This window comes from Ulvibacter litoralis, assembly GCF_900102055.1.
Taxonomy (GTDB): domain Bacteria; phylum Bacteroidota; class Bacteroidia; order Flavobacteriales; family Flavobacteriaceae; genus Ulvibacter; species Ulvibacter litoralis.
Window position 1 is genome coordinate 124,479 of sequence record NZ_FNBA01000002.1, and the last position, 12,827, is coordinate 137,305.

Here is a 12,827-nt window from a genome sequence, read left to right on the forward strand (position 1 = left end):
TGTTTTAGAGATAATTTCTTTCAGAAAAGCACTAAAAACAGGACTGCAAATTATTGAAAAATAAGAAATCTTTTCCCTTTTAAATTCTAATAAATATTTTATTTTTGCGCTTCAACAAACAAAACTATGGCAACGTACAAGAAACGTGGTGGTAAACCAAGAACTAAAGTCGAAAAGGAGTTAGATATTGAAGAAGGAAGTACTACGGCTGAGGTATTTAATACATTAGATGAAGGTGCGTCTAAAACGGAGGCGTGGGTAGAGAAAAACCAAAAATACATCTTAGGATTTATTGGTGTAATCGCTATCTGTGTGTTGGGTTATTTGGCATTCGAACAGTTTGTTCAAAAACCTAAAGAAGTAGAAGCAACCAATGAAATGTTTCAAGCGCAAACTTATTTTGAGCAAGCGTTAACAGCTGAGGCTAAAGATTCATTATTCAATTTATCACTTACAGGTGGTGAAGGGAAATACGGATTTTTAGATATCATCGATAACTACGGTGGTACTAAAGCAGGAAACCTTTCTAAGTATTACGCTGGAATGGCATACTTAAATACGAACAACTACAAAGAAGCTATCAGTTACTTAGATGACTTTAGTAGTGATGATGCTGTTTTAGGTCCTTTGGCAAAAGGAGCTATTGGTGATGCATTTGTTCAATTAGGACAAGATGATAAAGCATTAAGTTATTACGAAACTGCGGCTAAGATGAATGTAAACGAATTTACTACACCTAGATTTTTATTGAAAGCTGGAACTACAGCATTAAAATTAGGTAATGCATCTAAAGCAGTTAGCTTTTTCTCTGAAATTACAGAAACATATCCAACATCTACTGAAGCTACTAAAGCAACAGCAGGTTTAGGGAGAGCTGAAGCAATGAACTAGAAATGGCTACAGAAAATAATAATTTATCCATTTACGATAAAGCAACAATCCCAAACGCGAAAAATTTTCGGTTTGGGATTGTTGTTTCTGAATGGAATCCAGAAATAACCGAAGGCATGTTTCAAGGTGCTTTTGACGCTTTGTTAGATTGTGGTGCTATTAGTGAAAACATTGTACGATGGAACGTTCCAGGAAGTTTCGAATTGGTGTATGGTAGCAAGCGTATGATTCAGAGTTATGACATGCTAGATGCAGTGATCGCTATTGGAAATGTGATACAAGGGGAGACCAAGCATTTCGATTATGTGTGTGAAGCCGTATCGCAGGGAATTAAAGACCTAAATGTACAGTATGATATTCCTGTTCTGTTCTGTGTACTTACCGATAACAACAAGCAGCAATCTATTGATAGAAGCGGCGGGAAGCATGGAAACAAAGGAACCGAGGCAGCCATTGCAGCTATAAAAATGGCGCAACTACGTAAGGACGCAAAGTTCTAAATCTTCTTTTCTGATTTTATTCTGAATAATTGAGCGGTACTTCGGTATGGTAATTGTGTAAAATTTACCGCAGTTTGAAGTAAAAAAACTGTCATATTTTAAGTAACTTTGAAACACGACAATTATGGGAGTTTTAAATAGACGCAAGAATAAAAAATTTGATTATACCCCTCGTTATTTTGACGATAAAGGGGAGGGTAATCCATTTCAGATTGAACATAAATTTGATAAATTTCGTAAAACGGTAGGTGAAAATACATCACTTAAAGGGAAGTTTATAAATGTTTGGGATGATATTCAAGATAAATCAAATCGGAATTCCAACCGAATAATTTTACTGATTGTAACGCTTTTCATTTTCATCTTCCTATTTATTATTGATTTCGATTTGTCGATATTCTCGTTAAAATAATGACAGACATTATTCAACTTTTACCGGACCATGTAGCGAATCAAATTGCTGCAGGGGAAGTCGTTCAACGCCCAGCTTCAGTAGTGAAGGAATTACTAGAAAATGCCATCGATGCTGGTGCTTCTACAATTACCTTAGTTATTAAAGATGCGGGTAAAACGCTTGTGCAAGTTATTGACGATGGTGCAGGAATGAGCACGACTGATGCTCGCTTGTGTTTTGAGCGTCATGCAACTTCAAAAATTAAATCGGCAGAAGATCTCTTCAGTTTAAATACAAAAGGCTTTCGAGGAGAAGCATTAGCCTCGATTGCTGCAATCGCACACGTCGAGTTAAAAACAAAAACAGAAGCTTCCGAAGTAGGAACAAAAATAGTTATTGAAGGAAGTCAGGTGGTTTCTCAAGACGCGGTGGTAACTGCAAAGGGAACCACGATTTCAGTAAAAAATCTTTTTTATAACATTCCAGCACGACGTAACTTTTTAAAAAGTAACACCGTAGAAATGCGTCATATTATTGATGAGTTTCATCGCGTAGCATTAGCACATCCTCAGGTTGGCTTTACTATGATGAACAATGGAAGCGATGTGTTTCAATTGCCGCAAAGTAATTCGAGACAGCGTATTGTTAGCATTTTTGGTGCGAAAACCAATGAAAAGTTAGTTCCTGTAACCGAAGAAACCGAAATTCTGAAAATTAGCGGATTCGTCATTAAACCAGATTTTGCGAGAAAGAGCCGGGGAGAGCAGTTTTTCTTTGTCAACGACCGTTTTATAAAAAGTTCATATTTGCATCATGCAGTGCTTGCTGCTTTTGAAGGCTTGATTAAGGACGGTATGAATCCAGGGTATTTCTTGTTTCTAGATGTAGATCCGAAATCGATTGATATCAATATCCATCCCACCAAAACTGAAATTAAATTTGACGATGAGCACGCAATGTATGCGATGCTTCGTTCTACCATAAAACACAGTCTAGGTCAGTTTAGTATTGCGCCTGTATTAGATTTTAATAGAGATGCAGGTTTTGATACGCCTTATGAGTACAGTAAAAAATCGCCTGTAACACCCACTATAGAAGTAGATCGCTCATTCAATCCTTTTAAAAAAGAGCCTTCTCAAGCAAATATTAAGTTTCCATACCAACGCGAAAAGACAAGTTCTTGGGAATCGTTATATGTTGGACTTAAAGATGACGATAGTGAGCTTCAATCTGGTTTTCAAAATATAGAATTTGAAAGCGAAGAGGTAACCGGAAAGCTTTTTGAAAAAGAAACAGAAGAGGTTGGACAAACCACTTTTCAATTACATAATAAGTATATTGTTAGTCCTATTAAAACAGGAATGATGATTATTCATCAGCATTTGGCGCATCAACGTGTCTTGTATGAAGAATTACTGAAAAATATAACCGTACAAGAAGCTGTAAGTCAGCAATTGTTGTTTCCTTTACAGTTTCATTTTTCAAAGCCTGATATTGAAATTCTGAAGAAAATTCAGGAGCAATTAGAGCAAACAGGATTTGTATTTTCAAGCTTGAAAGAAGAAGCTTTTGAAATTAGTGGAATTCCAGTTTCAATTGTAGAAAGCAGCGTAGGAACTGTTTTAGAGCAATTGATAAAAGATATTAAAGAAGAAGTTCCCGATGCTGGCTTTAGTCAGAACGACTTACTGGCAAAGAGCATGGCAAAGAGTATGGCGGTTAAAACGGGGGTACCTTTAAACAGAGAAGAACGGGAACATTTAGTAAATCAGTTATTTGCTTGTAAGGAACCGAGTGTGGCTCCGAATAATAAGACAGTTTTAATAACGATGAATGTGAATGACTTTGATAAAAAATTTAGTTAGATGGGGAATGTAACAGATACTGTAAAAGCGCTAATTATTGTAAATGTCCTTTTTTTTGTAGGAACAATGGTTACTGGCGACGTAGCTTATAAATTATTTTCATTATACTATTTTGATAGTCCGAATTTTAAAATTTGGCAACCCATTACGCATATGTTTATGCATGGAAGTATCATGCATATTTTGTTTAATATGTATGGGCTTTGGGCTTTCGGTTCGCCCTTAGAACAACGTTGGGGACGAAATAAATTTTTATTTTTTTATTTTTCAGCAGGAATAGGAGCAGCATTAATACATACCTTGGTTAATTACTATCAAGTAGAAAGTGTAACTACAGCTTTACTTGAAGCTGGTTGGAGTCAAAGTAATGTAACTGACTTTTTAACGACGGGAACTGGAGGAAGTAATCGTGTTTTAGAAACGGTCTCTCAAGATAAAATTAATACCATGTTCTCTGCCTTTAATACTCCTGCAGTAGGGGCCTCTGGAGCGATTTACGGAGTTTTAGTTGCATTTGGTCTTATGTTTCCTAATGTAGCTTTAATGCTCATGTTTATTCCTGTGCCTATTAAAGCGAAGTATTTTATTCCGTTGATTATATTGGGAGATTTAATTTTCGGAATCACAGGTTCTCCTTTCGGAATTGCACATTGGGCGCACATTGGAGGAGCATTATTTGGTTTTGTAATGGCATATTACTGGAAGAAAAACAGTTTTAACGACCGTCGTTGGGATTAACACATTATGGCAAATAATCTAACATATCAATTTAAAACGGCAAACATAATTGTAAAAATTATAGCGATTAACGCTGTTATATTTTTAACGGTTTATTTGGCTTCCTTCTTTTTTGGAACCACACAAGGAAACTTAGTGAAATGGTTTGTTTTGCCAGAAAATTTAAGTGAATTAATACTGCAACCTTGGTCTTTGTTTACCTATAGTTTCTTGCATTTTGGCTTATGGCATGTACTCTTTAATATGCTGTGGTTGTACTGGTTCGGAACCATTATTTTAAATCTTTTCACTCCCAAACGACTGCTAACAATTTATTTGTTAGGTGGTTTCTTTGGCGGATTGTTATATGTAATCGCGTATAATATCTTTCCAGTTTTTACTACAACTACAGGAAGTTTGATAGGTGCATCGGGAGCTGTGATGGCTATTATGGTATTTATCGCAACTTATACACCAAATACAGAAATGCGCATATTTATGTTCAACATTAAATTGTGGCATATTGCAGTGTTTTTTTTGCTGTTAGATCTTGTTCAGATTCCAACTTCTGGTAACGCTGGCGGACTTATAGCACACTTAGGGGGTGCTTTGTTTGGATATGTATACGCAGTACAATTAGGAAAAGGAAAAGACATCGGAATTTGGTTTGAAAATGCGATGGATTGGGTTACAGATTTGTTTAAACCAAGAACTAAAAAACCTTTCAAGAAAGTACACAGAACACAACAACCTAAATCATCTAGCGTTACACAAAAAGGCAACACTTCTGAAAACCAAAAGAAGATAGATGCGATATTAGATAAGATTGGAAAAAGTGGGTATGAAAGCTTAACCAAAGCCGAAAAAGATTTCCTTTTTAAAGCAGGTAAAGAATAACATTAAAAATTTTTATTGAAAAAAATAGGACTTTTTGGAAATACCATCTACTTGCTAAATAGCATCGCTGCTTTCTTGCTAGTACTTTTTTTTGTCTTACCCTACATCCCTCCCAAATCTTTTCCAACGCTTTCATTGCTTACGTTAACCATTTCACCTTTATTAGTGGTTAATGCACTTTTTGCAGTGTATTGGTTACTTCGTAGAAAACGAAAAGCACTCTTGTCTATCATTGTTTTGGTGCTTTCTTTTTTTATGTTTCATTCCTTTTTTGAGTTTTCTTCAGAAAGCCATCCAAATAATTCAGAGAAAACGCTGAATGTTTTATCGTATAATGTTCGTTTGTTTAATAACTATCAAAAGTTTCCGACGAAAAATGTACCCAATATTATTTCAGAATTAATTGAAGACGAAAAACCCGACGTACTATTTATTCAAGAGTTTTATAGAGATAGTACCATTCATTTTTCAGGATATCCTTATCAATACATTCATTTCAGAAAAAATAAAAACAAAAAAGGAGAACTAAAAGAGAATGCGCTCGGACATGCTATTTTGTCTAAATATCCCCTTGTAAATACGGGAGCTTTCGACTTTAAAAACACCTACAACAATACCATTTACGCCGACGTGGTAAAAGGAACAGACACGATTCGTTTGTACAATTTGCATTTGCGTTCGATGGGCGTTTTACCTTCTGTAGCTTATTTGCAAGAAGGAGATAAGGCAAAATTGCGAAAACGTATGGCGACTAGTTTTATGGAGCAACAAGATCAGGTAGAAAAAATTCTAGCCCACAAAGCAAAAACGAAGCATCCTGTATTGTTGTGTGGCGATTTTAATAATACCGCATTTTCATACATCTACAATCAAATTTCTGAAGACATGAAAGACGCTTTTGTTGAAAAAGGAACGGGTATTGGCACTACGTATCTCTTCGATTTTTATCCCATGCGAATTGATTTTATTTTTACTTCGGAAAATTTTGAGGTGCTGAAGTATAAGTCTATTAAAGAAACCTTTTCAGATCACTTTCCTGTGAGTGCAACCGTTGGTTGGAATAGTTCTTCGGAAGCTTCAGAAGAGTAATAGACTGTATTGTTAAGTAATTGAAGCTTTACTTGATAAACTGTATCTGTTGCGACTCCAAGTAGTTTAATGTATTCGGACCTTCATTAAAAAGTAAATCTAACACTGAAAGATTGGGTAAAAAACCGTGATGTGCTTGCAAAACTTGTGTGTAAGTATCTAGTGTATATCCCTTGTTTTTTTTAATATCAATTAAGAACCGTAAATCGGTAGCTTCGGGTGTTTTATCATAGGTTTCCGAAGTAGATCTTTCCGCAGTAATTCCAATAAGGTCACATAAAAGATCAAATATTTGAAGGTTGAGTTCTAATAATGAATTCGCAGGCGTTTCAAATAAAGGCGCTAATTCGTCTTCATAATATTCAAAAAAAGGAGAGGTTCTATAGGCTGTTTTCATAGATTTCCAATGGTGTGATTGCCAAGGAAAATCATTTTCAATTTGAACCGCTTGCATCTGTTGACGCACGCCTTTTTTAAGATGTTTTATAGGAATGTTTAATAGTAACTCACCGTTATTATGCGCGGTATAGGTGCGATTTCGATAGGTTTGCTTTTGGTAGTTATCGTGTATTTCTAACACAATATGTTCAGCCTGCGCGACTGCCACCATTTGTAAGATTGGTGGAAAATACGCAGGATGTATTATGATTTTCTTCATAAACGATACTACTTAAAACGTTTATTTATTTGCTTTTTTCTTTTTTCTGAAAAAGTCAAATACAAACCAACCTGCGAGTAAAATTAAAAAGTACTTAAAATAAGAAACAGGAGCTCCGCTACCGCCAACGGTAGTAAACAAACGTTCCCATCTTATTTTATTCATAATACCTTTTGCGTTGCTATCCCAACTCATCCAAACAAAAACAGGTTTTCCAACTACATGAGTAAAGGGTACAAATCCCCAACTACGCGCATCTTGCGAATTGTTTCTATTGTCTCCCATCATCCAGTAATGATCCATTTTAAAGGTATATTCTGTAAGCGGTTCGTTGTTTAGGAGTACTTGATTTCCAGACTGTGAAATTTTATTTTCAATCCCAATTTCACTTCCTTCATACACTTCAATAATACGTTTGTACAATGGTAATGTTTCAGGAGTAATCGCTACAGTAGCGCCTTCTTTCGGAATATACATCGGTCCGAAGTGATCGGTATTCCAAGCGTAATTCGGGCTGTGAGGAAATGTTCTATTATCACGTTCGCCTGCTTTAGCAGTTGTTTTAAAGATGGTATCTAAGTCTGGGTACTTCTTAAACTTCTCATACGCTTCGTCCGTCATATAAGCTCTAAACACTCTATAACTTGGCGGATTGTCCATAGGGTAGAGGTCGGTGATGTCAAATCGTTCCGCCGCATAACTTGGATTTAGTTGCTGTTTAGTTCTAAATGCATACCCAAATTGCAATTTAGCTCTGTCTGGTAATTCGTTTTGTTTCCCATTAATATACACATATCCATCTCTCACTTCGATAGAATCGCCAGGCATCCCAACACAACGTTTTACATAATTCGACTTCTTATCAAGCGGCTTTATGTCTACTTTCGAATACGGATTGGTAATGTTTGTTAGGGTATCCGGTGGCCAGCTAAATACTACAATATCGTTTTGTTTTATTTTCTGAAAGCCAGGAAATCTGAAATAAGGTATCTGAGGTTCTTTTAAATACGACTTGTTTTTTACAAACGGAAGCGTATCGTGAACCATAGGAAAGGAAATCGGCGTCATAGGTGTACGAGCTCCATAATGAAACTTACTTACAAAAAGAAAATCTCCCACCAATAATGTTTTTTCTAGTGATGAAGTTGGGATGGTAAACGGCTGCATTACATACGTATGCACAATTGTTGCTGCAACAACAGCAAAGAGAATAGAACTCACCCATTCTCCAGTCGAAGTGCGTGGTTTTAAACTTCTGTCCTTGATGTATGTAACGTCTTGAGTGTAGTTGATGTAGTAAATGTATAATCCGCAGGTAAGGACTCCTAATAGCGTATCTGTTGTGCTATTTCTCCCAAAACTACGCAGTGTTTCTACCCAAACCACAGGAAACATAATTAGGTTTACAATTGGAATAAACAGTAAGATGGTCCACCACCAAGGGCGATTGATAATCTTCATTAATACCACAGCATTGTAAACGGGTACAGCGGCTTCCCAAGCTTGTCTTCCTGCTTTAACGTATAATTTCCAAGTTCCTAAAAAGTGTATTACTTGAATAACTAGGATAAATAGTAACCAACCTGTCCAACTCATTTTTTTTATGTTTTAATCTGAAAGTTTTATTTCAGAGTAATTTATATTCTTTACTTAATATTTAGAACGTCTTTCATGGTAAAGATACCTTTTTTACCAACAAGCCATTCTGAAGCAACGATTGCACCAATGGCAAATCCGTCACGAGAATGTGCTTCATGTGAAATTGAAATGGTATCAACTTCTGAAGCATACGAAACAACATGAGTACCTTTTACATCGTCGATGCGCTTGGCAGTAATTTTGATTTCATCGGTGGTTGCTTCGTCTAAAGTCCAGCTTTTCTTTTCTGAATGTTTAACAATACCTTCAGCAATAGAAATAGCGGTTCCACTAGGGGCGTCCTTTTTTTCTGTATGATGAATCTCTTCTATAGAAACATTATAATCTTTCCACGGTTCCATCAATGTTGCTAATTGTTCATTTAATGAAAAGAACAAATTAACGCCAACACTAAAGTTGGACGCATAGATGAAGCTTCCGTTACGTTGTTCACATAACTTTATGATTTCATCGTATTGATTCAACCAACCTGTAGTTCCTGAAACAACGGGAATACCAGCCTCTAAACAACGTTGAATATTGTTAACAGCCGCTTCAGGAGAAGAAAACTCAATGGCAGCATCTGCCTCTGTGATATTCCCTTCCGAAGAATTACTCGTGCTTTTATATACAATAGAATGTCCCTTTTGTAAGGCTAATTTTTCAATGGTTTTACCCATTTTTCCATATCCGAGGAGTGCTATTTTCATTTTATACGATAGGTAAAAGACAAGCCGTAATTTGCTTGTGTATGTATAGGATTAAAATCTAAATTAGGTTGTATAGACAAATCGTCGCTGACGTTAAATTGCCTAAAATGGGCGTCTACATTGGCGTCTACAATATTTAAAAGGTAAAAAGCCACGGTGACAATTATACTAATGTCTTTGTTTTTTTGTGCATCAATTTGTGCATCTACCAATCGATAGGTCGATATTGTTGGGGTAGTGCCAGTTCCATAAAACTCATCATCGGTAAAACCGGCAAGTCTTCTTTTGTACGCATCTCTGAAACGATCGTAATCCTTGTCATTTCTAAGGTAGAAATAAACACCGGCACCCATTCCTGCGTACACCAACGGTATTTTCCAGTATTTTTTATTGTATGCTTGTCCTAATCCTGGTACCACAGCCGAATAAAACGCAGCTCTTGCTGGGGCTAGAGGGTCGTATGTTTCTTTAAAAATCAAGGTATCTTGAATTACCAAACCAGAAATCTCTTTTACTTTTAGAGAATCTGCTTTTTGGGCAAAAAGAGACGTTGCCAATAAAAAGAATAGGATATATAGTGCCCTATTTCTCACCTTTAATAAGCTTCAGAATACGTTGGAAATCTTCTTTATTTTTGAAAGGAACTACTAATTGTCCTTTACCAGAAGTGGTAACTTTAACATCAACTTTACTATCAAAAAGGGTAGAAAGTTCTGTTTTTCCTTCTTTTGCGAATGAAGGGATTGATTTTTTAGCAGGTGAAGCCGCTTTACCGGTGTCAGCTTTGTAGTTTCTTACAATAGCTTCAGTATCACGAACCGAAAGGTTGTTGGTAACAATTTTTTCGTAAATATCTAACTGATCGGTGGGGTCGTCTACGTTGATTAAAGCCCTTCCGTGACCCATCGATATAAAGCCATCGCGCATTCCAGTTTGGATAATCGGATCTAGTTTTAAAAGACGGAGGTAATTGGCAATTGTAGAACGGTTTTTACCTACACGATCGCTCAATTCTTCTTGAGTAACTTGAATTTCTTCAATAAGACGTTGGTAGGATAGCGCAATTTCGATAGGATCTAAGTCTTGACGTTGAATGTTTTCCACCAAAGCCATTTCTAACGATTCTTGATCGTTTGCAATTCGAATATAGGCTGGAATGGTTTCCAAACCTATTAATTTGGAGGCTCGGAAACGACGTTCACCACTTACCAGTTGGTAGGTGTTGAAATTTAATTTACGAACAGTTATAGGTTGTATTACTCCTAATTCACGAATAGAAGATGCTAATTCGCGAAGCGATTCTTCATTAAAACTTGTTCTTGGCTGAAAAGGATTTACTTCAATCGAACTGAGATCTAGCTCAACAATACTTCCTACTACCTTGTCTGCATTCTTGTCGTCTACAGATTTTATATCATTGGAAGGATCTTTCAATAATGCTGAAAGACCACGACCTAAAGCTTGTTTTTTTGTCGCTTTCGCCATCTACTCCTACTTGTTTTTCTGAATTAATTCTTGCGCCAAACTTAAGTAATTATTAGCACCTGTGCTACCTGCGTCGTAACTAATAATACTTTCTCCATAACTTGGAGCTTCACTTAAACGTACATTTCGCTGAATGATTGTTTTAAAAACCATTTCTGAAAAATGTTTCTTTACTTCTTCAACGACTTGATTCGATAAACGCAATCTAGAGTCGTACATGGTTAGTAATAATCCTTCAATATCAAGTTCGGGATTGTGTATTTTTTGAACACTTTTAATAGTGTTTAATAATTTTCCAAGTCCTTCTAATGCAAAGTACTCACACTGAATAGGAATTATAACAGAGTTTGCGGCAGTTAATGCATTAAGTGTTAACAGCCCTAATGAAGGAGCACAATCTATTAAAATATAGTCGTAATCTTTAGCTAGCCCTTCAATTGCTTTTTTTAGCATGTACTCTCTATTCTCCTTGTCTACCAATTCAATTTCGATAGCGACAAGGTCGATATGCGCAGGAATAAGGTCTACATTAGGAGATGTTGTAGCTACGATAGTGTCTTTAGGATCGATCGTGTGCTCAAGCACTTGATAGGATCCTGCCTCAACTTCTTCAACATTAATACCCAGTCCAGATGTAGCATTGGCTTGGGGATCTGCATCAATTAATAATACCTTCTTTTCTAAAACCCCTAGGGAAGCGGCTAAATTAACTGAGGTCGTTGTTTTTCCAACGCCTCCTTTTTGATTTGCAATAGCAATGATTTTGCCCATTAATTTCTTCTAAAATTAAGAGTTAAAAATACGATTATTTATGCGGTTTGAAAATGAATTTTGTTAACAGAAAATCAACAAAATTATAAGCAATTTTTAATTTCATAAAAAGAATCAACACTTTGAAACTTATGTTGTTATTGTTGCTGTGAGCGCATGGTGTACAAAAAAACAGGCAAATGAAACCTATGCTTGGGTATTCAATGTTGCCTGTTTATGAACAAAAAATGATTCAAAAAAGAATCAAATTAATTGCTATTTATTCTTTTTTGAGCGAATCATAGCTTCAAGCATGTCCCACATTTGTTCTGGTACTTCTTCTAATAAATTCATTTGTCCGGCACCTTTTAACCATTCGCCACCATCAATTACAATAACTTCACCATTTATATAAGCCGAAAAGTCTGATACCAAATATGCAGCCAAATTTGCCAATTCTTGATGTTCTCCAACACGTTTTAAAGGTACTTTTTTTGCGGCATCAAACTTTTCTTTTAAATCGCCAGGCAATAATCGATCCCATGCACCTTTGGTAGGAAAAGGACCTGGAGCAATGGCATTAAAACGCATTCCGTATTTTGCCCATTCTACAGCGAGTGATCTTGTAAGTGCTAATACTCCCGCTTTTGCGGTAGCACTTGGAACCACATATGCAGAACCTGTAAAGGCATAGGTTGTCACTATATTAAGTACAGTTTTATTGGTTTCTTTTTTATCAATCCAATGCTTCCCGAAGGCAAGCGTACAGTTTTTTGTTCCCTTTAATACTATGTCTATAACGGTATCGAAGGCATTTGCTGAAAGACGCTCGGTAGGTGAAATAAAATTACCCGCTGCATTATTTAGTAATACATCAACACTGCCAAAAGCTTCAACGGAAGCAGCAACCAAAGCTTCAACTTCATCGTAATTTCGAACATCACATTGAACAGGAAGTACCTTTCCGCCAGTTTGTGCTTCTAGTTCTGTTTTAACGGCTTGTAGTTTTTCTATATTTCTTGAGGTTATCACCACATTAGCACCCAATTCAAGGAAGTACGTCGTCATCGATTTTCCCAAACCACTTCCACCACCAGTTACTACAATCGTTTTCCCTTTTAACGCATCATCGCGTAACATTTTTGCTTTAAAATTCATTTTAAATAATTTTTAGTAAAAGTACAGAATACTCTTCAAAGTGCTATGCTTGCATAGTAAATATTTGGCGTTGGT

At 36.2% G+C, this 12,827-nt stretch carries 14 protein-coding genes; 7 read left to right on the forward strand and 7 right to left on the reverse strand.

Annotation, left to right across the window (positions count from 1 at the left end; translation table 11 throughout):
* Nucleotides 1-126: 126 nt before the first annotated feature.
* The 7 genes from BLQ00_RS06590 (at nt 127) to BLQ00_RS06620 (ending at nt 6,353) form a co-directional block, all read left to right on the forward strand.
* Complete coding sequence (locus BLQ00_RS06590; RefSeq protein ID WP_093142215.1) at nt 127-891, forward strand: tetratricopeptide repeat protein; 765 nt, start codon at nt 127-129, stop codon at nt 889-891.
* 2 nt (nt 892-893) lie between these two features.
* Nucleotides 894-1,391 (forward strand): 6,7-dimethyl-8-ribityllumazine synthase, encoded by a 498-nt coding sequence (gene ribH, locus BLQ00_RS06595; RefSeq protein ID WP_093142218.1) that lies wholly within the window; start codon nt 894-896, stop codon nt 1,389-1,391.
* A gap of 124 nt (nt 1,392-1,515) precedes the next feature.
* Nucleotides 1,516-1,803 (forward strand): riboflavin synthase subunit beta, encoded by a 288-nt coding sequence (locus BLQ00_RS06600; RefSeq protein WP_093142221.1) that lies wholly within the window; start codon nt 1,516-1,518, stop codon nt 1,801-1,803.
* Nucleotides 1,803-3,650, forward strand: a complete 1,848-nt coding sequence (gene mutL, locus BLQ00_RS06605; protein WP_093142223.1) for a DNA mismatch repair endonuclease MutL — start codon at nt 1,803-1,805, stop codon at nt 3,648-3,650. Before BLQ00_RS06600 ends, mutL begins: the two co-directional genes overlap by 1 nt.
* Nucleotides 3,651-4,388: a rhomboid family intramembrane serine protease gene (locus BLQ00_RS06610; protein WP_093142226.1), complete on the forward strand. Its 738-nt coding sequence runs from the start codon at nt 3,651-3,653 to the stop codon at nt 4,386-4,388.
* Nucleotides 4,389-4,394: 6 nt separating this feature from the next.
* A complete protein-coding gene (locus BLQ00_RS06615; protein WP_175445420.1) occupies nt 4,395-5,264 on the forward strand; it encodes a rhomboid family protein in 870 nt (289 codons plus the stop codon).
* A 15-nt stretch (nt 5,265-5,279) separates the two neighbouring features.
* Nucleotides 5,280-6,353: an endonuclease/exonuclease/phosphatase family protein gene (locus BLQ00_RS06620; RefSeq protein WP_229792613.1), complete on the forward strand. Its 1,074-nt coding sequence runs from the start codon at nt 5,280-5,282 to the stop codon at nt 6,351-6,353.
* A 28-nt stretch (nt 6,354-6,381) separates the two neighbouring features.
* On the opposite strand, the gene BLQ00_RS06625 is transcribed toward BLQ00_RS06620, so the two are convergent.
* The 7 genes from BLQ00_RS06625 to BLQ00_RS06655 form a co-directional block, all read right to left on the reverse strand.
* Nucleotides 6,382-7,011, reverse strand: a complete 630-nt coding sequence (locus BLQ00_RS06625; RefSeq protein WP_093142231.1) for a WbqC family protein — start codon at nt 7,009-7,011, stop codon at nt 6,382-6,384.
* Between the two features lie 21 nt (nt 7,012-7,032).
* A complete protein-coding gene (lepB, locus tag BLQ00_RS06630; RefSeq protein ID WP_093142234.1) occupies nt 7,033-8,607 on the reverse strand; it encodes a signal peptidase I in 1,575 nt (524 codons plus the stop codon).
* Between the two features lie 50 nt (nt 8,608-8,657).
* Complete coding sequence (dapB, locus tag BLQ00_RS06635) at nt 8,658-9,359, reverse strand: 4-hydroxy-tetrahydrodipicolinate reductase (RefSeq protein ID WP_093142236.1); 702 nt, start codon at nt 9,357-9,359, stop codon at nt 8,658-8,660.
* Nucleotides 9,356-9,952: a DUF5683 domain-containing protein gene (locus BLQ00_RS06640; protein ID WP_093142239.1), complete on the reverse strand. Its 597-nt coding sequence runs from the start codon at nt 9,950-9,952 to the stop codon at nt 9,356-9,358. The genes dapB and BLQ00_RS06640 overlap by 4 nt, the downstream gene beginning before the upstream one ends.
* A complete protein-coding gene (locus tag BLQ00_RS06645; protein WP_093142242.1) occupies nt 9,942-10,844 on the reverse strand; it encodes a ParB/RepB/Spo0J family partition protein in 903 nt (300 codons plus the stop codon). The genes BLQ00_RS06640 and BLQ00_RS06645 overlap by 11 nt, the downstream gene beginning before the upstream one ends.
* A 6-nt stretch (nt 10,845-10,850) precedes the next feature.
* Complete coding sequence (locus tag BLQ00_RS06650; RefSeq protein ID WP_093142244.1) at nt 10,851-11,615, reverse strand: ParA family protein; 765 nt, start codon at nt 11,613-11,615, stop codon at nt 10,851-10,853.
* Between the two features lie 255 nt (nt 11,616-11,870).
* A complete protein-coding gene (locus tag BLQ00_RS06655; protein ID WP_093142246.1) occupies nt 11,871-12,752 on the reverse strand; it encodes an SDR family oxidoreductase in 882 nt (293 codons plus the stop codon).
* Nucleotides 12,753-12,827: the final 75 nt, after the last annotated feature.